Origin of the sequence: Ketobacter sp. (assembly GCF_003671495.1) — a bacterium.
Classification (GTDB): domain Bacteria; phylum Pseudomonadota; class Gammaproteobacteria; order Pseudomonadales; family Ketobacteraceae; genus Ketobacter.
The window spans coordinates 16822-40584 of sequence record NZ_RCHN01000038.1 but is presented as its reverse complement, the minus strand read 5'-3'; the positions used below and the strand labels follow the sequence as shown (position 1 = coordinate 40584).

General features: G+C 59.4%; 23 protein-coding genes. 9 read left to right on the top strand and 14 right to left on the bottom strand.

Annotation, left to right across the window (positions count from 1 at the left end; translation table 11 throughout):
• Positions 1–26: 26 nt before the first annotated feature.
• From D9N14_RS18025 to D9N14_RS18015, 3 genes are read left to right on the top strand one after another with little or no spacing between them, the layout of a single operon-like run.
• Positions 27–776 carry a hypothetical protein gene (locus D9N14_RS18025; protein WP_290582317.1) on the top strand — a complete coding sequence of 250 codons (750 nt, stop codon included), beginning with the start codon at positions 27–29 and terminating at the stop codon, positions 774–776.
• Positions 777–781: 5 nt separating this feature from the next.
• Complete coding sequence (locus D9N14_RS18020) at positions 782–1270, top strand: hypothetical protein (RefSeq protein WP_290582315.1); 489 nt, start codon at positions 782–784, stop codon at positions 1268–1270.
• Complete coding sequence (locus tag D9N14_RS18015) at positions 1267–1881, top strand: hypothetical protein (RefSeq protein ID WP_290582313.1); 615 nt, start codon at positions 1267–1269, stop codon at positions 1879–1881. The genes D9N14_RS18020 and D9N14_RS18015 overlap by 4 nt, the downstream gene beginning before the upstream one ends.
• A gap of 30 nt (positions 1882–1911) precedes the next feature.
• Here the strand turns inward: D9N14_RS18015 and D9N14_RS18010 are convergent, their stop codons facing one another.
• Positions 1912–5211, bottom strand: coding sequence for an acetyl-CoA carboxylase family protein (locus D9N14_RS18010; protein WP_290582311.1), 3300 nt, complete (start codon positions 5209–5211; stop codon positions 1912–1914).
• 178 nt (positions 5212–5389) lie between these two features.
• Between D9N14_RS18010 and D9N14_RS18005 the strand changes: the two genes are divergently transcribed.
• The 5 genes from D9N14_RS18005 (at position 5390) to D9N14_RS17985 (ending at position 10819) form a co-directional block, all read left to right on the top strand.
• A complete protein-coding gene (locus D9N14_RS18005; RefSeq protein WP_290582309.1) occupies positions 5390–6172 on the top strand; it encodes a queuosine precursor transporter in 783 nt (260 codons plus the stop codon).
• A 114-nt stretch (positions 6173–6286) separates the two neighbouring features.
• The gene (locus D9N14_RS18000; protein ID WP_290582307.1) at positions 6287–6763 is read left to right on the top strand and encodes a VOC family protein; all 477 of its coding nucleotides are present in this window, start codon (positions 6287–6289) and stop codon (positions 6761–6763) included.
• A gap of 57 nt (positions 6764–6820) precedes the next feature.
• The gene (locus D9N14_RS17995; protein WP_290582305.1) at positions 6821–8281 is read left to right on the top strand and encodes an alpha/beta hydrolase; all 1461 of its coding nucleotides are present in this window, start codon (positions 6821–6823) and stop codon (positions 8279–8281) included.
• A gap of 160 nt (positions 8282–8441) precedes the next feature.
• Positions 8442–9593: a sensor domain-containing diguanylate cyclase gene (locus tag D9N14_RS17990; protein ID WP_290582303.1), complete on the top strand. Its 1152-nt coding sequence runs from the start codon at positions 8442–8444 to the stop codon at positions 9591–9593.
• A gap of 50 nt (positions 9594–9643) precedes the next feature.
• The gene (locus D9N14_RS17985) at positions 9644–10819 is read left to right on the top strand and encodes a GGDEF domain-containing protein (RefSeq protein ID WP_290582301.1); all 1176 of its coding nucleotides are present in this window, start codon (positions 9644–9646) and stop codon (positions 10817–10819) included.
• Between the two features lie 13 nt (positions 10820–10832).
• On the opposite strand, the gene D9N14_RS17980 is transcribed toward D9N14_RS17985, so the two are convergent.
• From D9N14_RS17980 to D9N14_RS17950, 7 genes are all read right to left on the bottom strand, one after another.
• Complete coding sequence (locus tag D9N14_RS17980; protein WP_290582299.1) at positions 10833–13370, bottom strand: acylase; 2538 nt, start codon at positions 13368–13370, stop codon at positions 10833–10835.
• 123 nt (positions 13371–13493) lie between these two features.
• Positions 13494–14447 carry an HlyD family secretion protein gene (locus tag D9N14_RS17975; protein WP_290582297.1) on the bottom strand — a complete coding sequence of 318 codons (954 nt, stop codon included), beginning with the start codon at positions 14445–14447 and terminating at the stop codon, positions 13494–13496.
• Complete coding sequence (locus D9N14_RS17970; protein ID WP_290582295.1) at positions 14447–14782, bottom strand: DUF3302 domain-containing protein; 336 nt, start codon at positions 14780–14782, stop codon at positions 14447–14449. The genes D9N14_RS17975 and D9N14_RS17970 overlap by 1 nt, the downstream gene beginning before the upstream one ends.
• Before the next feature lie 20 nt (positions 14783–14802).
• Positions 14803–16281: an alkaline phosphatase D family protein gene (locus D9N14_RS17965; RefSeq protein ID WP_290582293.1), complete on the bottom strand. Its 1479-nt coding sequence runs from the start codon at positions 16279–16281 to the stop codon at positions 14803–14805.
• Positions 16282–16310: 29 nt separating this feature from the next.
• On the bottom strand, positions 16311–17162 hold the full coding sequence (locus D9N14_RS17960; protein ID WP_290582291.1) for an N-acyl homoserine lactonase family protein: 852 nt from the start codon (positions 17160–17162) through the stop codon (positions 16311–16313).
• A gap of 41 nt (positions 17163–17203) precedes the next feature.
• Positions 17204–17404: a SlyX family protein gene (locus D9N14_RS17955; RefSeq protein ID WP_290582289.1), complete on the bottom strand. Its 201-nt coding sequence runs from the start codon at positions 17402–17404 to the stop codon at positions 17204–17206.
• Positions 17405–17415: 11 nt separating this feature from the next.
• A complete protein-coding gene (locus tag D9N14_RS17950; RefSeq protein ID WP_290582287.1) occupies positions 17416–18321 on the bottom strand; it encodes a DMT family transporter in 906 nt (301 codons plus the stop codon).
• 173 nt (positions 18322–18494) lie between these two features.
• Here D9N14_RS17950 and D9N14_RS17945 point away from each other — a divergent pair, with 173 nt between their 5' ends.
• Entirely contained in the window at positions 18495–19340 is an 846-nt protein-coding gene (locus D9N14_RS17945) for a LysR family transcriptional regulator (RefSeq protein WP_290582285.1), read from the top strand.
• A gap of 14 nt (positions 19341–19354) precedes the next feature.
• On the opposite strand, the gene D9N14_RS17940 is transcribed toward D9N14_RS17945, so the two are convergent.
• From D9N14_RS17940 to D9N14_RS17915, 6 genes are all read right to left on the bottom strand, one after another.
• Positions 19355–19549, bottom strand: coding sequence for a PA3496 family putative envelope integrity protein (locus D9N14_RS17940; protein ID WP_290582283.1), 195 nt, complete (start codon positions 19547–19549; stop codon positions 19355–19357).
• A 156-nt stretch (positions 19550–19705) separates the two neighbouring features.
• Entirely contained in the window at positions 19706–20089 is a 384-nt protein-coding gene (locus D9N14_RS17935; protein WP_290582281.1) for a hypothetical protein, read from the bottom strand.
• 106 nt (positions 20090–20195) lie between these two features.
• A complete protein-coding gene (locus tag D9N14_RS17930) occupies positions 20196–21209 on the bottom strand; it encodes a TIGR00266 family protein (RefSeq protein ID WP_290582279.1) in 1014 nt (337 codons plus the stop codon).
• A gap of 8 nt (positions 21210–21217) precedes the next feature.
• Positions 21218–21901: a TIGR00266 family protein gene (locus tag D9N14_RS17925; RefSeq protein WP_290582277.1), complete on the bottom strand. Its 684-nt coding sequence runs from the start codon at positions 21899–21901 to the stop codon at positions 21218–21220.
• A gap of 11 nt (positions 21902–21912) precedes the next feature.
• Positions 21913–22575, bottom strand: a complete 663-nt coding sequence (locus D9N14_RS17920; RefSeq protein ID WP_290582275.1) for a TIGR00266 family protein — start codon at positions 22573–22575, stop codon at positions 21913–21915.
• Positions 22572–23759 (bottom strand): M48 family metallopeptidase, encoded by a 1188-nt coding sequence (locus D9N14_RS17915; protein ID WP_290582273.1) that lies wholly within the window; start codon positions 23757–23759, stop codon positions 22572–22574. The genes D9N14_RS17920 and D9N14_RS17915 overlap by 4 nt, the downstream gene beginning before the upstream one ends.
• Positions 23760–23763 lie beyond the last annotated feature (4 nt).

Sequence of the window (23763 nt, the reverse complement as noted above, 5' to 3'; positions counted from 1 at the left end):
GAACGCAATCAACTTGGGGACGTAACATGAACATGCGCATCATCCTGAAATTTGCAGTGGCCTTTGCCCTGGTGCTGCAGTTGGGGTTCACCACCGGCTGTAACAATTCGCCGTTGTCCATGCCGGAGGGTTTGTTCGGCGGCAAGCAAAGTGGCCAGCAGCCGCAGGCTGATCCGCGGCTGCAGAACAGTACTGAAGCCAGCTTCTTCAGCCGCTCCGGATTCGAAGCCTGTATTGGGGGTGCCTTTGTGGGGGCGGTGATCTGCCAGGCCAGTAACGCCAGTGATAAAAACGACTGCATGCTGAAGGCCGCCTTTGTGGGCTGCGGTGTGGCCATGGGGGCGAATTATTATTACGACTATCGTCGCGCTCAATATGCCTCCCAGGAACAGTTGCTGGATGCAATGATCGCCGACGTGCAGGAGGATAACCGCAAACTGCAAAGCCTGAACAACACCGCCAAAACCGTGCTGGCAGAGAACAAAAAACAGTTGGCAAAGATCAAGAGCGATATCGCCCAGAATAAAGTGGACACCGCTGAGGCCTCCCGTACCTTGCAGGAAGTGGATGCCAATGCCAAGTACCTGAAAACCACCTTGGCCGACCTTAAAAAGCGGGAGCAGGAATGGCGGGAGGTGGCTGCCAAGGAAACCGGTGGTGGCGCCCGCCTGGATGCGCTCAACTCCGAAATCAATCGTATGCAACAGCAGATCGCGGTATTGGAATCGGATATCGATGCCCTCTACGGCCAGCGTTCTGCCATTCAACTGGGGTGAACCTGATGAAGAATGTTTTCAAACTGGGTGTGATGTCTGCGGCGGCGGTGTTGGCGGGTTGTGCCATTGATCCTTCCCAGTGCAATACCATGAACGCCGATGCCGGGATGTTCACCAAAGCGCGCTGTGATATTCATGGGGGTTACGCCCACAATGTGCAGCAAAAGCAACTGACCCTGGAAGAGGAACAGCGGTTGAACGCTCTGTTCCGCGAAGTGTATGCGGCGGTGGAGAAAGAAAAATCCGAAGTGCTCATGGAGTATCGCAACAAGCAGTCTGAGTACAAGCAGTTGAATACCGCGCTGCAGAATCTGTTGGGTGAGTTGGAAAAGCGCACCGATGGCAATAAGAAACTGGAACAGGAAATTGCTGACATCAAAGCGGAATTGCTGAAGATGGAATCCGACCGTGATCCGGTGATGATCGAGAAGCAGGCGGAGTTGGAATCCCTGCGCATCCGGGTGACGGAGCTGGAAGAAGTGTTCATTCAGTGAAATGGGGGGCCAGTCTGCTCCTGCTGTGGATGCCCTGCCTGGTATTCGCCACCATTGTGGAGGGAACCGTCACCGGGGGCGATTCGTTGCAACTGGGTGGGCAATTCATCAAGCTTGCTGTCCCTTTCGCCCGTTCATCGCCCCCTAACACGGTGGGGGCCAATACCTTCAATGATGTCAACCTGTACGGGTTTGATGAGGATCAGAACATCGAAATCACCGCACCCCTGGCGGTGGACATCATGGCCGATGGCAAAGGCGGCGGCGGTAAAAAAGGCGTGATACCTGTCGGTATTACCGTTGCCAGTCACTATGTCTTTTTTGACCCCGCTAAAAAGCAAAGGCAGCAGGGCGAGATCCAGTTTGATTCCATGATCATCGGCGTCATCACCAAGGGAAAGAACCTGGCGCTCAGCGACCACCTGGCCAACACCGGCGTCAACTACCTGAACCCGGGGTTGCGTGGGCTGGAGCCGGCGGACATGGTCACGATCACCGGTTTGCAATCCATATCCGTGAATTGGGTGGCCGCCAGTCCGGGGGATTATATCCGGGTGATCACCGCTTTCTCCCCCGGTGCGGCCGAGCCGATCCGGGCCAATGAACGCTAGTGACCGGCCTCAACCCACCGTACTCTCCACTCACCAGGCATCAATAAAGCGACCGCTGTTTTTTCTGCAGGGGGCGGTGGCATCCAGGCCCCGCACCAGCCATTGCCGGGAGTCCGCCGGGTCAATCACCGCATCCAGTTCAAAGTAGCTGGCCAGATAACTGGCTTTACCTTTCCGATAACGGGATGCTACCCGTTCTTCAAAAAAAGCCTGCCGCGCCTCCGGGTCGGTAATGGCCTCCAGCTCTTTTTTGTACGCCAGGCGCACGCCCCCTTCCAGCCCCATGCCACCCAATTCACCGCTGGGCCAGGCAATGGTAAAGAACGGGCGCTTGAAATGGCCACCGGCGGCGGCCATGGCACCCAGGCCATAGGCCTTGCGCAAGACGATGGCAAACAGGGGGACCTGCACAGACGCTGCGGTCAGGAACAGGCGGGAGGAATGGCGCACCAGCGCGGTGTGTTCCGCCTCCGGCCCCACCATGATGCCCGGCGTGTCAATGAGGGTGAGAATGGGTAAGCCGTGGGCATCACACAGTCGCATAAAACGGGCGGCCTTGTCGGCACCCTCGGCATCGATGGCACCGGCATTGAACATGGGATTGTTGGCAATGACCCCCACGGGGCGGCCTTCCACGCGCATCAATGCGGTGACATAGGCGGCTCCAAAGGCCGCGCGCAATTCCAATACGGAATCCTGATCCGCCAGGGCATGGATGATCCGGCGCACGTCATAGGCCCGCACGCGGTTTTCCGGAATCAGGTGACGCAACTGCTGCGGATCGTGGGCCTGCCAGGTGGCTAATGGCCCCTGAAAATAACTGAGGTACTGTTTTGCCACGGTCACCGCTTCGGCTTCATCCCGCACCCGGATGTCCACCACGCCGTTGCGGTGCTGGACCTGGATGGGGCCCACCTGTTCCGGCGTGAAGGTGCCCAGGCCACCGGCTTCGATCAACGCCGGGCCAGCCATGCCGATGTTGCTGTTGTCCGTGGCGATGATCACATCCGCCATGCCCAGCAACACCGCGTTCCCGGCAAAGCAGCGGCCGGACACGATGCCGATGACGGGCACGGTACCGCTCAGTTCCGCCAGTTTGTAAAAGTTCTGGTTCTCCAGTGCGGCGATGGTGACCGGGTCTTCCCTTGGCCGGCCACCGCCACCTTCGGCAAACAGGATCAGGGGAATGCGATGTTCCCGGGCCAGGTCGAACAGGCGATCGGTTTTCTGGTGATTCTTGTGGCCCTGGGTGCCGGCCATCACCGTGGCGTCGTAGCTGCCCACGGCCACCTGGGCCTGAGTGTCGCCGAACAGGGCCGCGTTGACGGTGGCAAGGCCCATCACAAAGCCATCCGCCGGAGTTTTGTCCCGCAGCTCTGCATCACTGTGGCGGGCGTGCAGGTAGGCCACCGCCAGCTGGCCGTACTCGATAAAGCTGTCGGCATCACACAGGTGGTCGAGGTTTTCCCGGGCGGTGCGTTGGCCGCGTTGATGGCGGCGCGCCACCGCCTGCGGGCGGGCCGGGTCCAGGGTGGCCTGCACCCGGTCGCGCACCTGTTGCAGGTCTTCACGAATGTACTCCCGAAGGCCTGTGTCGCTGTGGCCTGGCTTTGCGCCTGGCTCTATCGCGTCGGCCACATCACAGGGGCTGAGAATCAACAGGGCATCCCCCGGGTTCACGCTGTCGCCGGGTTTGACCAGAATCGATGCCACCACGCCGCTGTCACCGGCACGCAGTTCATGCTGCAGTTTCATGGCCTCGATCAACAGCAGTTCTGTGTCCGCCTGGACCCGGTCGCCCACCGCCACCGCCAGTTCCACCACGACCCCCTGCAGGGGGGCCTGGATCACGGCGCCTGCTCCGTCACGGCCGGAGGCACCGCTGGTGTCTGTAACCTCTGGCTGTAACTCGTGCAGATGATCCTCGATAAAGCGGGTATGAATCTGGTTGCTGATGACCGCCGGGTGCGCCAACAGTCGTTGCAGGAATGGCAGGTTGGTGGTGACGCCGTCGATGCGGAGTTCCGCCGCGGCCCGGGCCAGCTTGTGGAGCAGGGTTGCAAAATCCGGACGCGGGGAATGTACGATCAGTTTGGCCAGCAAGGAATCGTAACCGGGCACGGTGTCATAACCGGGGGTGGCGAAACTGTCCACCCGCACGCCCGGGCCCAGGGGCGCAGTAAAGGCCTGAATGGTGCCGATGGTGGGCAGGGGCCGGCCCTGTGGGTCCAGAGTTTCCAGATTAATCCGCAACTGGGCGGCGTAACCGCGGGGCAGGGGAATCCGGGATTGGCTCATCGACAACTCCGCCAGCCGCCGACCGGCCGCCAGTTCCAGCTGGATCTGCACCAGGTCCAGACCCAGTACCGCTTCCGTCACCGTGTGTTCCACCTGCAGGCGCGGGTTGGCCTCCAGAAACAGGATGGCCTCCTCTGTCGGCGGGCGCTCCAGGTCCAGCAAAAACTCAAAAGTGCCCAGGTTGCGATAACCGCTGGCCCGGGCCATCCGGGTTGCGGCCTCCAACACCCATTGCCGCTGTTGCGGTGTCAGGCTCATGCTGGGGGCATATTCCACCAGCTTCTGCTGTTGCCGTTGCAGGGTGCACTCCCGCTCCCACAGATGGCTCACCTCCTCGCCGTCGGCGATGATCTGCACTTCGATGTGACGTGCCCGCTGAATCAAGCGTTCCACATACAGATCGCCGTTGCCGAACGCCCGCAGGGCTTCCGCCGTGCAGCGCGCAAATGCTGCTTCCAGTTCATGGGCGTGGCGCACGATGCGCATGCCCTTGCCACCACCGCCGGCCACGGCTTTGATCATCATGGCGGCCCCCGGCGGCAAGCGTGCAAAGAACGCCTGCGCCTGTTGCAGCGAGGTGACTCCGTCGGTGCCGGCGTTCACCGCAATGCCGCATTGCTGGGCCAGAGCCCTGGCCTGCAGTTTGTCGCCGAACAGGGCCAGGTGCTCCGCGCTGGGACCCACGAACACCACACCGGCGGCAGCGCACTGGGCGGCAAAGGCGCTGTTCTCGCTCAAAAATCCGTAGCCCGGATGGATGGCGTCACAGCCCTGTTGCTGGGCGATGGCAAGAATCTGCTGCCCATCCAGATAGGCCGCGACGCCCTGACCTTGTAACGGGCAGGCCCGGTCGGCGGCCCCCAGGTGGCCGCTGTGACGATCGTCCTCGCTGAACACCGCCACGGTTTCCAGGCCCAGGTCGGCGGCGCTGCGGGCGATGCGCACCGCGATTTCCCCGCGATTGGCGATGAGTAAGCGGGTAAACGGCGGTGTTACAGAATCATGCGGTTTTTCAATGGGTTGAACGTTCATGTTGGCTGTGCCCGAAGAGAAATGCTGGCCATTGGTTGTACCACGAATTGGCGTGGGAGCAAAAAATCCCGGGGCAGAATTGGGGTGTTTTCCGGCGCTATTTTCCGTATGCTCTGGGTTTCAGGACGCGTCCCTCTGATCCGCGTTCACCCGCGTTGACCCAGGTTCAGGAGTTGCAGTGGAATCCAGCGGCACACCCCCGGTTCGTGCTCAGCACGACATTGATCGCGGCGCTCAGCACAATCGGCATCGCCATTACCGGTACTACGATTATCTGATGGCGGGATTTGTCACGGTGTTGTTGTGCTCCAACCTGATTGGCCCGGCCAAAGTCAGCGAAGTGGATTTCAGTTGGTTGCCGTTGATCGGCGGTGTGCTGGTGTTTGGTGCCGGCAATATTTTCTTTCCCATCAGTTATATTTTCGGTGACGTGTTGACGGAGGTGTATGGCTACGCTCGCGCCCGCAAGGTGATCTGGGCGGGATTCTTTGCCATCATTTTTGCTTCCATCATGAGCACCATCATCATTCATTTGCCCATGTCCGGCGCTGAACCCTTCAACGTGGCACTGCAGTCCTCCCTGGAAACCGTTTTCGGTAATACCTGGCGCATTGTGGTGGCGTCCATTCTGGCGTTCTGGGTGGGGGATTTCGTGAATGCGTATGTGATGGCCAAGATGAAGCTGCTGACCCGGGGGAAACACCTGTGGAGCCGCACCATCGGCTCCACCCTGTGCGGCCAGTTCGTGGACAGCATCATTTTCTATCCCATTGCGTTTTACGGCATCTGGGAAAACAGCACTCTCGGTTATGTGATTCTGTTCAACGGCCTGTTCAAGATCACTGTTGAAGTGATCATGACACCGGTGACCTACGCGGTGGTGGGGTGGTTGAAAAAGCGCGAGGGAGAGGATTTCTACGACACCGACACCAACTTTACCCCGTTCTCGGTGAGCGATTGAGACGCCGGTGCCGCTTGGGGTGCTGAGCCTGTGTCCGACCGGTCATTTCCATGCGCGGCGCCGCCCCGTATAATGGCCCCTTTCTTACAGTCTCAGAATCAGCAGGAATGAATTATGGAACGTCCTTTTAAAGTGCTGGGTATCCAGCAAATCGCCATCGGTGGCCCCTCCAAAGACCAACTGAAGAAACTGTGGGTGGATATGTTGGGCCTGGAAGTGACCGGGACCTTTGTATCCGAGCGGGAAAACGTGGACGAGGACATCTGTGCCATGGGGGCGGGCCCGTTCAAGGTGGAAGTGGACCTGATGCAACCGGTGGACCCGGACAAAAAGCCTGCCGTACACGCTACCCCCCTCAATCACGTGGGCCTGTGGATTGATGATCTGCCCAAGGCGGTGGAATGGCTGAGCGCCAATGGCGTACGCTTCGCCCCCGGTGGCATCCGCAAAGGGGCGGCCGGTTTTGACATCACCTTCCTTCACCCCAAAGGCAATGAGGAATTCCCCATTGGCGGCGAAGGGGTGCTCATCGAGCTGGTGCAGGCCCCCGAGGCGGTGGTGGATGCCTTCGCCAAGCTGGCAGCCCAGTAGAACGCCTCTTAAAGCCCATTGATCTCAATGGGCTTTTTCTTGCCGGGTATGAAACACGTGAAGCCGCTGCTGCGGCACCTGATGCTGGCCTGCCTGTACTGGGTACTGGGATTGCTGGCCGGTGGCGCTTGGTTGCTGGGCTATGTGGTGGATGCCCGCCCGGATCTGGAGCCTTGGCATGAGGTGGTCCTGCAGCAGGAATACGATCATCACCGACACCGCGATTTTCAGTCCCTGGCCCAGTACCAGCAATTGGAAGCCGAGCTGTTCGCTGAACTGGAACAGACGATCTATTCAGCCCCCGGCCCCCTGCCGGAGTTGAGTCGCTACCGGCATGGCAGCCGGGTGGACCCCACTGCGTATCCGGAAAACGGCAATCGTACCCTGGAATTAACGGCGGCCGAGCCCCGTGGTGGCGTGCTGCTGCTGCACGGCCTGTCGGATTCACCTTACAGCTTGTTGACCCTGGCCAGGAGCCTGAACCGGCATGGCTATCATGTGGTGGTGCTGCGTTTGCCGGGGCACGGCACCGTGCCCAGCGGCCTGCTCAATGCCAGCGCTGAGGATTTCCGCGCGGCGGTCCGGTTGGCGATGCGTCATTTACGGCAGAGCCTGGCGCCGGCGCTCCCCATCCATATGGTGGGTTATTCCAATGGCGCGGCCCTGGCGGTGGATTATGCCCTGGATGGGCTGCAGGCATCGCCAGTAGAACCTTTGCCGGCGGTTGCCCGACTGGTGTTGATTTCCCCCGCCATCGGTGTTTCCCGGCTGGCGGAACTGGCGCCCTGGCAACGGCGGGTGGCAGCGCTGCCCGGATTCGGGAAACTGGCCTGGCAGTCCGTGCAGCCGGAGTACGATCCCTTCAAATACAATTCGTTTAGCCTTAACGCGGCCGAGCAGGTGTACCGGCTCACGCAAAGCATCACCCAACGGCTGGAACAGGCCCGGCAGACGGGTCAATTGGAGCGGTTTCCGCCCACCCAGGTGTTCACCTCGGCGGTGGATGCCACGGTGTCCGTGGCTGCTACGGTGCAGGGGCTGATGGGTAAACTGTCCGGCGACCAATATCAATTGGTGATGTACGACGTTAATCAGGAATCCAATACCCGTTTCCTGTTTGCCCCGCATGCGGTGGCGGTGGTGGAGCAGCTGCTGGCGCAGACCCTGCCCTTCCGGCTGGAAGTGTTGACCAACGGGCCTACGGATTCCGCCCGCCTGGTGCGCCAGGTCAAGGCGGCGGGTGCAGATGAGGTGTTGGAGCAGGCAACCGATCTGGTCTGGCCCGCCTCCCTGTACTCGCTGTCCCACGTGGCCTTGCCCTTCGCGCCCTCTGACCCGGTGTATGGCGATGTGCCAACTCTGGAAGGGCGGCCCCAGTCCCTGGGCAATGTGACCCTACGGGGGGAGCGGGGTGTCCTGCAGGTACCCTTGAACCAACTGATGCGACTGCGTTATAACCCGTTCTATGACGATCAGGAGCAACGCATATTGACCTTTCTGGACAGATCTTTCCCCTAATTCGTTTGTGTAGACCATATTTCTGAAACTGCATGGTTTCTTGGTGCGTTTTTGGTAATCGGCTACTTACTTATCGCAAAACACGCACACCAATTTATAACTGCGTGTCCCCACAATCCGGGCTAAAAAGTATACATAAGAGCACAGCAAGCGTAGCCCAATGAACATAAACGAAAAATTGTCTCAGTTCGTCAGTGATCCACTGGAGTGGAGTGCCGCCCGCAAGGCCGCTCTGTTGTTGTGGATGTATCTGTTCGACCAGGTGTTTTACCTGCTGTTTGTGCTGGCGGCGCAGAAAATTGATGCGATGGCACCCTGGTTTGACTTGGCGCAGCTGGCCTATCACAGCGTGTTCTATGTGTGGCTGACGGCGCTGACAATCGTATTGCTGATGGTGGCGCAACTGGCGCCCCAACGCTATCAGGATAACGTGCTTTATGAGTACATGGGGTGTTTGTATTTCGGACTGACCCATGTCTACTACGGATACTGCGTGGGGCTGATGTCGATCCCGGTGGGGGTGGTGTTGGTGGGAGCCCCGGTGGTGGGCTTTATTCTGTTGAACCGCTGGCCGGTGGCCATTGCCTTTGGTACCAGCCTGTTGCTGCTGTTTGCCATCAGTGCCGCCACCGATGCCGGCTGGTTGCCCTATGCGCCGGTGGCGCGGAATATGATGGCCCCCGACGGCAATATGGCAACAGTATGGGTGATTTCCTACTGGACACTGGCCATGCCGCACATTCTATTCATTTTTGCATTGGCTTATTATGTGTTGCAGCGCTGGCGCATGCGGGAACAGGAAGTGACCTTGCTGAGCCGCACCGACGCCCTCACCGGGTTGGTGAATCGCCGCCACATCATGTCTCTGCTGGAACTGGAAGTGGCGGACTGTGCGGCCAAACAGCTGCCGCTTTCCATTGTTATGGTGGACCTGGATCACTTCAAACGCATCAATGATGAATGGGGACATGATGTGGGTGACCGGGCCCTGGTATCCGCTGCTGAAGCGTTATGCCGGGCGGTGCGTCAGCACGATCACGTGGGGCGCTATGGTGGTGAGGAGTTTCTGGTGGTGCTGCCGGGGCTCGACGCTGCACAGGCAAAGCTGTTGGCTGAGCGGGTGCGGGGTGCCATTGCGGCTGTGGAGGTGATGCTGCCCAATGGTGCGGGAATATCGTTGTCTGCCAGTTTGGGGATGAGTTGTAACGCGGTGTCCAAGCCCGTCACGGTGGACCGCCTGATCAAACAGGCGGATCTGGCGTTGTACCAGGCCAAAGACGCCGGCCGCGACCGGCTGGTGATCGCCGCCTGATCTTTGCCACCTTATTTGGGTATTTGAACAACGATAAAATTGGGGCGTAAATGACTGTGTTCACGCGCACAAAACGATTCACGGCCAAGCTGAATCGTCGTATAGGCAACCCCCTGGAATGGCAGTCCAGTTCCAAGTCCATGCTGCTGGGTGTGGTCACCGGGCTGCTGTATTTGCATTATGCGTTTCTCGCCGAGTTCCTGCTGCTGCCGGGCAATGAAAGTGTCTGGGTGGACAGCGCCTACCTGGCCCGGCAGATCCCCTGGTTCTATGGCTTTATCGGGTTGTCGGTGCTGCTGATCATTGGCACCTACCTGATGCATCGGCTCAAAGGCGACAGCGTGTTGTTCGAGTACGTGGCCTCCCTCTATTTTGCCCTGTCGCTCAGTTATTTCAGTTATCACATTGGAACGCTGTCGTTACCGGTGGGCTCGGTTCTGGTGGGCGCTCCGGTGGTGGGATTTATCTTCTTCAATCGTACGGCGGTGATGCTGGCGCTGTTCGTATCGGTGATCATTCAGTTGGTGCTGTCGTTTGGCGCCGCCTGGCAACTGTGGCCCTATGCACCCATTTTCGTTGAGGGTGCCCGCCAACTGGTCGCGCCATCGGCGTTCAGTGTGTTTCAGCTGTATCTGTTCACTTTTCCCCATATGATTTTTTTGATCTTTGTCTCTTATCTGGTGTTGCGCCGTTGGCGGGATCGGGAGGAACGAGTGCGCCTGCTGAGCATTACCGATCCCCTCACCGGGCTGTTCAACCGGCGCAGTATCCTGGTGCACCTGGAGCAGGAACAGGAGCGCAGTCGCAAGAAAGGACCGGCCCTGTCCCTGCTGATGGTGGACCTGGATAATTTCAAAACCATCAACGACGACAAGGGGCATGAAGCCGGCGATTACGCCTTGATTGCTGCCGCCGATGCCCTGCAACAGAGTTTGCGCCAGAACGATCGGGTGGGGCGCTATGGCGGAGAAGAATTTCTGATTGTACTGCCCGGAACCGATCGCGATGGGGCCCGTCGTTTGGCGGAGCGCTGTCGCCAGCAGCTGGAATCCACCAACGTGGTACTGGAAAGCGGCGAACGGCTGACGCTGACCGGCAGCTTCGGTCTGGTGTGTAACGAGGGTGATGTGCATATGGATGTGGATGAACTGTTGCGGCGGGCGGACCGGGCCATGTATCGGGCCAAGGACGCCGGCCGCAACCGGGTTGTTATCGACGGTGAGTGAGCACGCCGTTGCCTCAGGGCAACGGGTAACTCAGGTTTATTTCGCTGATGGTGTGCGCCCGGATGTCTTTTTCCGAGAAGTACAGCGGGCGCAACCGGGGTGCTTCAGAATAAAGCCGTGTCTGGTCATCACGATGGGGTGAGCGGGGGTCGATGGACTGGGAATAGGTCATCAGGCCGCGCGCCACTGGTCCTTTACGGGTGAAGTTCACCAACATGATCCAACTGCTGCCCTGGGAGACCTGATAGCCTTGCCCTTCCGCACTGATCTGGCTGCCGGGAAGGGGCGGATATACATGTCTGGGGATCAGGGAACTGTCCTCGGCAATGGAACGAAATACGTTAAAGCCACCTTCCACGTTATTGGCCCCTTCCCAGGGCAGCTTCTCGCCGCTGGGGGTGCCGTCCGGCTGGGTGTATTCCACAAACTGAACCTCTCCCAGGGTGGCATCCGGCGCCACGCCGGCCGCCTCCAGCACCAGGACGGCTTTGGCCAGTTGCTGCAGCACGCTGGGGTTGGGGTCCAGGGTGTTGGGGGTGTTGGTGGGATCGTTGGGGTCAAAGGGGTTAACCCATTGCGGCGCCAAAGCGAATTGCTGGGCAAACTCCCGGAACACATGGGCACCGCGCCGGTCTTTCTGGTAGCGGCCGTCCCACTGGCTCAAGCTGGAACAGGCGTCGGCAATGTTCACCGCCACGGTGGTGGATTCATCTTCCACGCTTGTCTCCACTTCAACCGGCGTGTCACCCTGGGCTTGGCACAGAGTCACCAGGTCCGCCAACACGGCTTCCGCCAGATAGGCCCGCTCGCTGAACAGGGACGCCTGCAGGTCGTCCAGGTTGAAGCGGCCATCGGGTCCTGTGCTGTCGCGCAGCATGGCCTGTGACATGCGGGAGCGCAGGCTCTGGGTCACACCGGTTTTGCCGTACAGAATGGAGTGGTCGGCGAGGGGCTCCGCGGGATTGGTCAGCCAGTAGCTGTCGTTAGAGTTCTGCACGAAATCACGGCGCTCCAGTTTGGGCGCGCGTTCGTATGGCACCGGCCCGCTGAAATCAAACACGGAGGCGTTGCCCGGTAACACCGAAAACCCCAGCAGCTCCCGTGCCTGCTGCAGGGTGGGGTCGGTGCGCAACGCCTGTTCCGCCACTGCAGATAAATCCGGCACCGTGGAATCGTCGATATAGAAGCTGTTGCCCACCCGGTCCACCGCCAGGGTGTTGTTGAACAGCACGCCGTCGAAATTCACAAAGCTTTGCTTGAATTCCTCCATATTGCGGGCCAGGTTCATGGCCATCCAATGGTCCACAATGTCGAAGTTTTCCCTGTTCACGTCTTTGATGCTGTAGGCCACGAAGCGACCCGGTTGGTCGTTGCCCCAGGGCAGCACCTCCGGCGCCACCAGCATGGGGCCAAAGTCGCTGTAGTACACCGTCTTCGAAAACGGCAGCACCGTATTGGGCCCCACCGCCACGTTCAGCGTCAGGGTGCGTTGTTCGATGGTGCGGGGTTCGCCGTCCACCAGATAGGTCATGCCGGATGGATCACTGTCAGCCAAGTCCAGTTGGTAGACAATGAAATGCTCCGCGGTGGAGTAGGTGTGGGACCAGGCCAGGTGCTTGTTGAAACCCAGGTTCACCATGCCCGGTGTGCCGGAGAGGGAAGCCCCCAGTACATCCAGCACGCCGGGGATGGTGGAGTGGAACTGCCAGAAGCGCAGAATGCCGCTATGGGGGAAGTGGGGGTTGGCCAGCAGCAGGCCGCGACCATTGGCGCTGAGATCCCCGCCAATGGCCCAGGCATTGGAACCCAGTTCCTGCGGGTTGGCGCCGGCAGTGGATGGCAGCGTGGCTTGCTGAGCCACGGCCTGGGCATCCACTTGGGGTAACGTCCGCTCAGGACGGAGTGCGGCGGCGCCCGCCGGGGTGACCGGGGTGGGAAGATAACTGGTGTTGGGAGGGGCCGCCAGGAAGATGGGGGCCAGAAAATTCCCCGCGCCGGGCAGTAGTGCCGTACCCAGCAGTGCGGTCAGCATGTCCAGGTCGTCTATGGGTTGAACCCAGGGCTGGCCGGCGCATTGCGGGTCCAGGTTGTCGCTGCCGGTATGGTCCAGATACAGGTTAAAGCCCTTGCTGTAGCCTGAAAGCATGGCTTGGGTGGTATCGGTGAGCTGATCGTAACCCGCTTCCGCCTGCTCACGAATGCCCAGGGCCAGGTAACTGAAATCCGTAATCAGGTTGGCACTGTCACCGGAGCCGGGCACTTTGTCCGGGCCGTAATACTGGGAGCGTCGGCTGTTATAGCGGGCGACGATGTCCAGCAGCATGCAGGCGTTGTCCTGCGCAAAGGCATAGCCGATGCCAAAGGACAGGCTTTCCAGGTTGTCCGCTTTGATGTGGGGAACACCGTAGTCGGTGCGGCGTATCTTGGCGTTGAGCACGCCATCATTGTCGAAGGTCACCAGTTGCTTTTTGGGGCAGCCGGTGAGGGGGAGGGTGGAAAGCAGGAGCGCAAGCACTCCCACTGTGCCCATTGGGTATCGTGCAGCCATCATGAAATCCCTGTCTTGTGATTATTATTCCCTTCATTGGGAAGGGTTTTTATAACGCAGATTTCCGATGGCGTATAGGGCTGGTGGTGTAAGGCGACCAGCGGCGCCCTTTAATGCAACGCTAACTTAATGGAAGGGGAAGAAGTAGTTCAACCAGGCGGCCATGCGCAGCAGAATTTTGCGCATGATGGCCACATGATGAACGTGTTCGCTGTACACCGCGGCCTGCCCGAAGGCGCCCCCTGGCACCTGGCCCCGGTAGGGCTCGAAATCCGGGTCGGTGATCTCAATGGTGACCGGAATGCGCCCGGGCATATTGTGATCCGTCATCAGGTTACCGGTGGGTTGCAGCTGGCCTTCAAAGGTGGCGGGTAACACGCGGGTGACCCGGCCGGTAAACACCTCGCCGGGAATGCTGTCGAAGGCGATTTCCGCTTCGCTGCCCACGTCAATGCGCAGCAGGTTGTTCTGGCGGAACCAGCCTGCAAACAAATCCTCTTCCTGGTGGACAAACACCATTACCGGGCGCAAGGGCAGGCTCACTGCCATCATCCCCGGATGCAGGAACAGTTGGGTTACGTAGCCCCGGGTGGGCGCACGCACCACCGTTTCATCCAGATTGTCCTGGGCGCCCATCAACTGGGCGGTGAGGTCATCGACATTGGCCTGGGCAATATCCTGGTTGCGCCGGGGGCCGGCGCCGGTGCTGGCCAGCTTGGTGGCCCGCTCCAGATCTTCTTGGGCAGAGGTCAGTTGTGCGGTCAGGGATTCCACCTTGGCTTTGTACTGGGTGTCGTCCAGGCGGAACAGCACATCCCCTTGCTCCAACATCACGTTGGCGGTGACCGGCACCTCGATCACCCGCCCATTGACGGTCGGCACGATGGGGGTGGTGACGGCGTATTTGCGCACCCGCTCGGAATACGGATGGTTGTAGTTCATCAGGGTGACCAGGGCGCCTACCAGCACAACCCCCCCCAGCACCGCCGTGGGGACGGTCCATTTATTCACCGGAACCTTGAACACCTTGAAAATGAAATAACAGATCGCACCGTAGGTCAGCAGCAATAAGGTTTCCATCAGTTGCTGCCCTCCTGTTTCTGTTCCAGTTGTTGCAGGCGGTCGGCCAGTTGGGCCACCTGCTGCTCCAGGCGTTCAATATGTTCTTTGCCGCTTTTTCCGTCCTTGAAGCCCCAGCCCCGATCCGGTCGGTACAGGGTTGCCCAGATCCACAGAAAAGGCCAGATCACGTGTAAGGTTAACAGGCTGATCCAGCCCGCCACGTTGATGGCATCCTGATGGGGGTGTTGGCGCTCCTTGGCGATCTCATAGGGAATGTCGTGAACGGCGATGATGCCGTAGAACAACACCACGGCGACAAAGATCAAGACGAATAACGCTGCGTATTCCAGCATAAGGACTCCGGTTCTGTAGTTTAGGCCATAGGATAAACGGGTTTATCTTTGGATTCACACTCCCATGTCACCCAAAGTTTCTGGTCGCTGCCTTCCTTGAGCTGCACGTAGTTGCGACTGCGCAAATATTTGTCGGAATGATAGGGCTGTAACATGGCAATTTCCACGCTGTGATCTTCGGTCAGGTATTCTTTCTTATCATTGGTGACCGCCATGATACCCAGCCAGGCGATGCGGCTGGGTGCCGGGTGGACGATGCCTGAGGACACCACCTGATGGATGCGATGGCCGCCATCCCGACGATCATTGATCACACCCAGACAACCGATGTGGACATCGCCGGAAAGAATCACGGTTTTGCCCTGGCGCCGCTTGTGGTTTTCCAGCAGGCGCATCACCAACCGGGCTCGCTCACACTGATGTTCCTTGGCTCGCCAGTGGTCCTTCAGGTCGTCGGTGAGTTCCTCTTCCCAGGGGGTGGCGTCCACTACGGATTCCGTGAAAGAAAAATCCCGGTAGACCACCGGCACTGCAGAAAGCAGCAACAGATGACCGCTGTTGGCGTGTTGGTTGAAATAGTGGATCAGGTCCTGCCATTGGGTGGCGCTCATCACCTGTTGCAGCGTGCGTTCCGCCCGGTTATCCAGGGCGAGAATATGGTAACCCCGGAATTGGAAGGCAAAGGCATAGTGTTCCGCCGCCGGGTTCAGCAGGCTGGTGTTGTGACGGGAACGAATCTGGAACAGCTCAAAGTAGTGACGGGCAATCTGGAATATACCCTGGAACACATTGCACTCGTGCATGTCTTTGGGGAAGCTGCCCCAGCCGTCGAAAATATCGTGGTCATCCCACATCATCACGTTGGGCACGCTGGCGTACATATACGCCATATCCGGGTCACTCCAACGGCTGCGGTACAGGTCTTCATAAAAGCGCTCCACCTGCTGCTGCATGGTTTTGGTAAAGCGGGTGTTGCGGGCGGTTTTTTTGGAACGGGGTAACTTGCCCCAGGCTTTCAGGCTGGACACGCTGCCCCACATTTCGTCCGCATAGAGCTGGTCGCCGCCCATCAGCAGCAGGGCGAACGGTTCTTTTTCGTGGGATTCGCGCATGCGTTGCCAGAGGGCATAGGGGTGTTCGGTTTTGTTCACCAGATCGGCGCTGGAAAAACCATTACAGGAGGCATAGGCAAAACGGGGTGCTTCGTCGGCCGCGGGCACATAGAAATGCCACTCGCTTTGCTCGTGTCCGTTGGCGGCCGGCTCACCATCCAGGTGAACACGGTAGTGGACCACTTTCGCGCTGCTGTGGGGCGCCTCCCTGTGTTGTGCCCGCCAGAACAGGCTGCCGCTGGTGGTGCCCACCTGAACGGCGTCTACGCTGTGGCCATTGAGGTTGACCTGTGCCTGTTGTACGTGCTGGTCGGTGCTGAAGCAAACCGTATAGAGATCCTCGGATTCCAGGCCCAGTAATGGCCCTACCAGAATTTTGCTGCCCATGACTCCCCCTGAGTCTGATGACCATAGATTTATTGATAGAAGGCCGGCGCATGCCGGATATCTGCGTTCTGTTCCTTGTCATGCTGAATCCACAATTGCGCACCGGTGCGGTCGATGAAATCCTCCATGTGCTTCATGCTGTCCAGGGTTTGTTCCTTGCTGAAATTGAAGGAGGGCACCCGCTGGTGCTCGCGGTTGCTGGTGAAATGGTACAGATCGCCGGACAGCAGAATGGGGCCACTCTTGGGCATATCCAGGTACAGCATCTGGTGCCCCGGGGTGTGGCCAATGGCGCGCTTGATCACCACGCGGCCGTCACCGAACAGGTCGTGGTCGCCCTGCAACGGCTGACTGTTGTCCGCATTGAATTGGCTGTAGGAGTCCGGATCAAATCCGTATTCCCGGGCCTGCGCACCAAAGGCAGCCTCATATTCCTCTTGCTGCAGCAGCAGGGTGGCCTGGGTGAACAGATTGGCATTGCCGGTGTGATCTGAATGGAAATGGGAGAGGCCCAGCCATTCGATGTCCTCTGGTTGTACACCGATGGCCTGCAATTGCGCCAGCAAGGGGGTGGGCATGCTCATATAAAATAGGCCGTCGTAGAATTCCTGCCCCTGGGGGCCCAGTTGATCCGCCAGACCGGCATCCCAGATCAGATCCCCTTTCGGGTGGCGAATCAGGTAGCAGCTGTCGGTGAGCGTTTTGGGCTGGCCCTGGTTCACCCCGGGGGAAAACACCGATACATCCCGCACTTCAATATTCCCGCAGTGGAACACATAGAGTTTGATGTCCGGTACCGACGAGGGAGGTGAGGCGCAGGCACTCAATGTCAGCAGGGTGCCGAGGACGGCCAATCGAAACAGTACATTCACAGATTCCATGGTCTTTCCTTAGATGGATTAACGTGCCTTGAGGGTTCAGCTCAATAGTGTGGTGGTTTCTCATCCACAATTTTCCCGGGCAACGCGTGCATCACATCCTGCATTCGCTCCACCAGCATTTTGACGGTTTTGTCCAACTGGTCGATTTGCTGCTGTTGCCGGTAAATGATGTCACTCAATTGCTGGATGGTATCATCCTGAAAGGCCAGGCGGGTTTCAATGTCCACAATTTTGTCTTCCATTGTTGTTCTCCTCAGGGCAACCGGCTTTTCAACAGTTGGCGCAATGCCCGCCAGCGGTTGATTAATAGGGCGATAAAAATAAGCGAGCAACCGAGCAGTTGCTGCAGGTTCATGGATTCGTCGAACCAGAAGGCCGCCAGCAGGGAGGCCCACAGGGGCTCCAGCACCATGATGATGGCGGCGTGACTGGCACTGGCCATGGACTGGGCATAGGCCTGGATCAGGAAACGGGCCGCGCTGGCCAACAGGGCACTGGCCAGGATCCAGCCCCAGATGTCTGGGCTGATCTGCGGTGGCCAGGGTTCCCGAAGCATGGCCACCAGCAGCGACACCGCCCCCACCATGAACAGTTGGATGGCGGTGAGGGCGAACGCGGGAATTTTCGCCAGGGCCTTGCTGATCAGATTGAAGTGGACCGCGAACATTGTCGCAGCCACAATGAACAGGATCTGAGCCTGTTCAAAATGGAAGCCGTTGCCCCGGGTGTTGCCCAGAGACAGGCAGGCCAATCCGGCCACCGCCACCGGCAGTGCCAGCCAGGTGCTGCCCTCCGGCGTATCGCGAAAAATCAGGGTCGCCACCACCGGCACCAGCACCACGCCCAGGCTGGTGATGAATGCTCCTTCCCCCACATGGGTACTCAGGAACAGTCCGTTCACCCACAGCATCAGCGCCAGGGAGAACAGTGCCCCCATGGCCAGGGCGAGGCGCCAGTGGGCCCCGCTCATGCGGCGCAGCTGGGGCAGGCACAGGCAGCCCAGCAACAGGCCGGCCAGCAGGAAGCGGATGCCCAGGAACGACAACGGGGCGATGCCCTGCAAGGCTTCCTTGGAGAATATCCAGCCCAGGGCGGCCAGGACGGTGACCACCAGCAACAGGCTGTCGGATAACAGGGTGCGGTCAATGCGCTTGCTCACCGTCACCTTCCGCAATGATTGGATAAACTTCAAACCCCATGAGGCAGGCTCCTGCTGTGCGCCGGGCAATTAAAAAAAGGCCACTACAGTACCACAGACCCCTTGGGGAGTGCTTGCTTTCCGCTGGATCATTGCCCTAAGCTGCCGGGGTCACAGCTGCAGGCACCCTTCGGATGGACATCGACTTACTTAAAACGTTTTTGGAAGTGAACAAGACCCGCCACTTTGGTCGGGCGGCGGATAACCTGTACCTGACCCCGGCGGCGGTCAGTGCCCGGGTGCGCCAGCTGGAGCAGACCCTGGGGGTGGAGTTGTTCATCCGCACCCGCAATAACATCCAGTTGACCCTGGAAGGGGAGCGCCTGCTGCCCCATGCGGAAACCATGTTGTTGTCCTGGTCACGGGCGCTGCAGGATGTGTCGCTGAAGAACGATCAGGAGCAGCAGGTGAACGTGGGCACCACCCACAGCCTGTGGAGTTTCGGTTTGCACAAGCAGCTTTCAAAACTGTTTCAACTGCTGCCCACGGCGGCCATCCGCGCCATCTCCCATCCTTCCGATCTGCTGACCCGTATGCTGGTGGAGCGCACGCTGGATGTGGCGTTTCTGTTGGAGCCGCCCACCCTGGCGGATTTCCGGGCCGACAAGATCGGTCAGGTCAAGCTGGTGCTGGTGAGTAATGATCCGGAGCTGAATCACAAAACCGCATTGCAATCCGGTTATGTGTATGTGGATTGGGGCGTGTCGTTTGAGATGTTTCACGCCAAGCGTTTCGGGGATCTGCCCAAGCCGGTGTTGCACACCAACATGGGTGCCATCGCGCTGGACTATCTGCAGCACCTGGATGGCGCCGCCTATCTACCGCACAGTGTGCTGGAACAGGAGCACCCGCGGCCCCTGCATCAGATCCAGGGGGTGCCCACGTTTTCCCGTCCGTTATATGCGGTGTATCGGGCGTCCAGTGACCGCCGGGATATCGTGGAAGAAGTGGTGCACCTGCTGAAGCCGCTGGCGGTATAGCGGGAGCGGCCGGCTTAATCCAGCCAGGACAGGTCCAGGTCGTCGATCTCTGCCCGCAGGCGTTTCATTTCCATGCGGTCTTCCAGTTTACGGCGGATATCCAGTTTCTGTTTGCGAGAGGATTGGGAGTCGTCCAGGTTGGAGACAGACGAGGAATCGTCGTCTTCGAAGAGGTCGTCATCCCAGTCGCTGGTGGCCGGATTGCTCATGTGTAACCTCAATGACAAAAAGGCGTAATCATTCGGTAAAGGTGCAGGCGTGCCCCGGGGCCGCTGCAGACATGCGCATTAGAAAACACGCCCGCGGCATAAGAACAGCAAAAAATATTTGCTCTGAGGTAAAAGGATATTGAACGGATTGCCGGCTCAAAGGCCGGTCTGGCTGTACACGCAGTCTTCCACAAACAGGGTTTTGTCTTCCCCTTCCAGGCCGGACTCCTGAGCCCATTGCTGGCAACTGGTGCGGGCCTCCTTCACCATGGCCGCCTGCTCGTTGTCCAGTGGCAGGTCCTGGTAAGCGGGCTCGTTGTACACTGGGGCCTCGTCTTGCTCCTGGGGCTCCTCGGCGTAGTACTCCTCGGTGAACGTCTCTTCCTGGTAGGTCTGTTCCTGATAGGTTTGCTCAGTGTACGACTCTTCCTGATAGGCATCCTCGTACACAGGCTCTTCATAGTCCGGCTCGTTGGCCAGCAGCGGCCGGCAGCAGATCAGTGTCAGCAGGAACAACAGGGTAAAACGCAAACGCAGCACGACAGGACTCCACGGGGTACAGCTTTGTATTCATTCTGGACGCTGACCCCGGGTATGTGTATCAAAAAACCCCATTCGTGAGATTCAATAATTTTTGATGATGAGCCTAGCCGCTGGATTTCTCCACCGGGCGGTACCAGTGGGCCCACCAGGCAAAGGCCGACACCCCGCGGGTCTGAATCCAGACCTTGCCCTGGCCCTTGAAGCGGCAGACAAAGCCTTCACCGGAGAAGAACAGGGATTTGTAGCCCCCCACCTTGGTGATGCTGTAGTCCAGGCCGTCGGTGAAGGCCACGATGTTGCCGGTGTCCACCACGTAGTCCTCTTCCACATCAATCTCGATCAATGCCCCGTAGGTGTTGAACCACAGATCCCCCTGGCCGCTGGCGCGGATCAGGAACAGGCTTTCGCCGGAGAAGAAGCCTTTGGTGAAGCCCTGCCACTTGGTTTCGATCGCCACGCCCATGGTGCTGGCCACGAAGGCGGAGTTCTGCAGATAGACGATGTTGTTGTCCAGATACAGATGGGTCATGTCGCCGGGGGAGCCGGGGGCGATGCCGATTTCGCCGGGGCCGCCTTCGGCGGTGAACTCGTTGATGAAGATGGATTCCCCGGACAGAAATCGGCTGAAGCCGCCGCGGAATTTGGTCTTCATCTTCATGTGGGTGTCCATGGTGGCCATGGAGGAGGCTTCCACCTTCAGGGTTTCATTGGCCGGTACCTGCACGGTGAGGAATGCGTAGTCCGGCCGGCCCTCGATACTGAAACGATAACCCCGTGGGTCCGGCTCCTGGCGTTGCGGCTGGGGTGTAGGTTCGGAGGAAGCCACGGGCGTTGCAGAGTCCGCCGCCAACGACTCGGGCTCGTCAAAGCTGAGGGAGATGGCCTCGGCCAGGGGGGGATCTATCACGGCGATGGCCCCGATCTGCTGCAGGGCTTGCTGGAATTTCACCGCGGTGTCTTCATCCACGCCTTTCTTGATGGCCACGGGGCCATTGCTGAAGATGGCCTCTGCTTTTTCGACATCGATTTTGGCCATTTTGGCGAAGGCCTGGATCACGCTCTCGCGTTGGGCGTAGGGGCTGATTTCGCCGGTGACGCTGACGTTGTATGTAGTCATGTGGGCTCCTAAACGCGGCGCGGGCGCAGTCCGCTGGTGAGGGACTGGCCGAAGCTGATGGGGTTGTGGGATTGGCACCACACGGTGCCCTGGCCACTGAATTTGCAGACCAGGCCTTCTCCGCCCAGCATGGAGTGCAGCCAGCTGGAACCGGCCTTGGTGATGCTGAAATTCAGGGTTTCGTTGAAGGCCACAATGTGGCCGGTGTCGACGATGTACTCGCCGTTCACCTGCACCGGGTAAATAGCACCGAAGGAGGAGACAATGACCTTGCCTTTGCCCTTCAGGTTGACCCAGAACACCCGTTCGCCGGAGAACACGGATTTAAAGCCCTGCCAGCCCAGGTCGATGTCGACGCCTTCCTCACACGCCAGAAAGGAACTGCCCTGCGCAATCAGGCTGTCCTGATCCAGCTCCATCACTTCCATGTCCCCCGCCAGGGCAGTGCCCAGCCAGACCTCGCCGGCCTTGCCCTTGGGCTCGAAGTGGTTCAGGAACAGGGATTCGCCGGCCACCATGCGCTTGATGGCTTTCATGAAGCTGCCGCTTTTCTTCTTGTGCGTGCTGGTGGTGATGTCCATGTGGCCGCTCATGGCGATCATGGCGCCGGATTCCGCGGTACAGGTTTCCCCGGGTTGCAACAACACTTTGGCCGCCGTGTTGCCGGGGCGGTTCACCAATTCAATGTCCATGGTCGGGCTCCTTATGGCAGGCGGGGGTTGATCCAGCTGGCGATGCCGGAAATGCTGCGGGACTGAATGACAATCTTGCCTTTGCCCACCACCCGGGTGACCAGGCCTTCGCCGCCGAACAGGCTGGAGAAGAGGCCGCCGGCCAGCTGCAGTTTGAGTTTGATACCGGGGTCATAGGCCACCAGGTGGCTGGTGTCCACGATGTATTCGCCGTCCACTTCCCGGTCCAGCAGGGCGCCGAAGGCTCCGTACCAGACCTTGCCGGTGCCGCTGACGGCGATGCGGAACAGGCCTTCCCGCGCAATCCAGGAAATGATCCCGGCGAACTTGACCCCGACCTTGACGCCTTCGGTGCAGGCCAGGAATGCGCCCGGTTGCATGTACAGCGTTTCATCCTGCAATGCCAGTTCGCGTACCTCGCCGGGGGTGGGTTGCACGATGGTCATGCGGCGGGGGCCGTCGCTGTGATTGCTGAAGTCGTTGATGAACAGGGTTTCGCCCCCCAGAAACTTGCGCAACAGGCCGACAAAGAAGCCGCCGTTGAAACGGGAGCGCAATTCCAGATCGGCGTCCATGCTGGACATGGCGTCGGCCTCGGTGGTGATGGTTTCTCCCGGCTCCAGTTCAACGTCGATGTAGGAGAAGGCCGGTTGGCCCTTGATTTCCGTTTTCATGATGATGGTTGGTCCTCTTCGGCTACGAACAGTTTGACCCGTTCCTGTAATGCTTCAAATTCGGTTTGCAGATCCCGGTGCCTTTGGTGGGGCAAGGCGTCGATGCGTTCGCGCAGGTTTTTGATGCGCTTGTCCGTGGCAGGGTGGGTGCTGAGAAACTGCAGAGTGGTTTCCACCGTGTCACGGGTGTCCTCACCGGCCATCTCCTGCAATTGCTTCTGTTCCAGCGCACGCAATTTTTCAAAGAACGTGATCAGCCCCTCCGGGTCAATGGCGGCCCGGTGCAGCAGCGCCAGCCCCAGCTCATCAGCCTCGGATTCAAAGCCCCGGGAATAACTCTGGTTCAACAGCAGGGGAGCTGCGCTGACCATCACCGACAGCAGGCCGGTCATGTCCCCCAGCAACGCATTGACGGTGATGTAGACGCCGGCGGTGCCCATGATGTTGCGCACGCTGTGCTGCTCGGCGACGTGGGCGATTTCATGGGCGACAACCCCCAGCACTTCGGCGGCGGAATCGGCTTTCAGGATCAGGCCGCTGTTGATGATGATAAAGCCGCCGGGGAGGGCGAAGGCGTTGACCTGCTCATCGCGGCTGATGTGAAAACGGTACTCATAGCGGTCATCGTCCAGGTGCTGCAGCAGTGGCTGCACCAAGGGCATCAACAGGGTGTCGGTGGCTTCTGGGTCCAACAGTTCCTGGCCCAGGGTGTATCGCTCAAAGGCTTTCTCCCCCATGGAGGTCTCCCATTCCACCGGCACCTGGGGTGCCAGCAGCCCCGTAATGCTGTCCATGAACAGAAGGATGCACAGGGGAATGGCAATGATCAGGGCACCCATCGAGCCAAACACCCCCCAGGCCCAGCGTTTGGTATTGCGGGCCTGCCGTACCTGCTGCTGTACCTCGGGGTCGTTCTGCAGGGCCGGGTGTTTGAGGATGCTGAGGTCGCTGGTGTACAGGTTCCAGTCCGGCTGTGAGGGGTGGCTGATGAACAACAGACGGTCGCTGGCGCCCCCTAACGTAAAGCGGGCACCCCGGATGCTGAAACGCACCTGGCCCTGGTCGTTGTGGAACTGCACATGCACGTCAGTGAGGCTGATCTCACCGGAGGCCTTGCCGTTGCGGAAGGACTCGTGGAAGGCCTGACCGGCGTAGCGCGCCAGGTTGTCGGATGACTGACTCATGGGG

What these genes read in the sequence shown, in the direction of transcription:
- D9N14_RS17940 (WP_290582283.1), bottom strand. Translation starts at nt 19,549, where the DNA reads ATGAGCAATCCGGCCACCAGCGACTGGGATGACGACCTCTTCGAAGAC.
- D9N14_RS17945 (WP_290582285.1), top strand. Translation starts at nt 18,495, where the DNA reads ATGGACATCGACTTACTTAAAACGTTTTTGGAAGTGAACAAGACCCGC.
- D9N14_RS17965 (WP_290582293.1), bottom strand. Translation starts at nt 16,281, where the DNA reads ATGGGCAGCAAAATTCTGGTAGGGCCATTACTGGGCCTGGAATCCGAG.
- D9N14_RS17915 (WP_290582273.1), bottom strand. Translation starts at nt 23,759, where the DNA reads ATGAGTCAGTCATCCGACAACCTGGCGCGCTACGCCGGTCAGGCCTTC.
- D9N14_RS18020 (WP_290582315.1), top strand. Translation starts at nt 782, where the DNA reads ATGAAGAATGTTTTCAAACTGGGTGTGATGTCTGCGGCGGCGGTGTTG.
- D9N14_RS17960 (WP_290582291.1), bottom strand. Translation starts at nt 17,162, where the DNA reads ATGGAATCTGTGAATGTACTGTTTCGATTGGCCGTCCTCGGCACCCTG.
- D9N14_RS17925 (WP_290582277.1), bottom strand. Translation starts at nt 21,901, where the DNA reads ATGGACATTGAATTGGTGAACCGCCCCGGCAACACGGCGGCCAAAGTG.
- D9N14_RS18010 (WP_290582311.1), bottom strand. Translation starts at nt 5,211, where the DNA reads ATGAACGTTCAACCCATTGAAAAACCGCATGATTCTGTAACACCGCCG.
- D9N14_RS17985 (WP_290582301.1), top strand. Translation starts at nt 9,644, where the DNA reads ATGACTGTGTTCACGCGCACAAAACGATTCACGGCCAAGCTGAATCGT.
- D9N14_RS17990 (WP_290582303.1), top strand. Translation starts at nt 8,442, where the DNA reads ATGAACATAAACGAAAAATTGTCTCAGTTCGTCAGTGATCCACTGGAG.
- D9N14_RS18025 (WP_290582317.1), top strand. Translation starts at nt 27, where the DNA reads ATGAACATGCGCATCATCCTGAAATTTGCAGTGGCCTTTGCCCTGGTG.
- D9N14_RS17975 (WP_290582297.1), bottom strand. Translation starts at nt 14,447, where the DNA reads ATGGAAACCTTATTGCTGCTGACCTACGGTGCGATCTGTTATTTCATT.
- D9N14_RS17955 (WP_290582289.1), bottom strand. Translation starts at nt 17,404, where the DNA reads ATGGAAGACAAAATTGTGGACATTGAAACCCGCCTGGCCTTTCAGGAT.
- D9N14_RS17920 (WP_290582275.1), bottom strand. Translation starts at nt 22,575, where the DNA reads ATGAAAACGGAAATCAAGGGCCAACCGGCCTTCTCCTACATCGACGTT.
- D9N14_RS17930 (WP_290582279.1), bottom strand. Translation starts at nt 21,209, where the DNA reads ATGACTACATACAACGTCAGCGTCACCGGCGAAATCAGCCCCTACGCC.
- D9N14_RS17980 (WP_290582299.1), bottom strand. Translation starts at nt 13,370, where the DNA reads ATGATGGCTGCACGATACCCAATGGGCACAGTGGGAGTGCTTGCGCTC.
- D9N14_RS17970 (WP_290582295.1), bottom strand. Translation starts at nt 14,782, where the DNA reads ATGCTGGAATACGCAGCGTTATTCGTCTTGATCTTTGTCGCCGTGGTG.
- D9N14_RS18000 (WP_290582307.1), top strand. Translation starts at nt 6,287, where the DNA reads ATGGAACGTCCTTTTAAAGTGCTGGGTATCCAGCAAATCGCCATCGGT.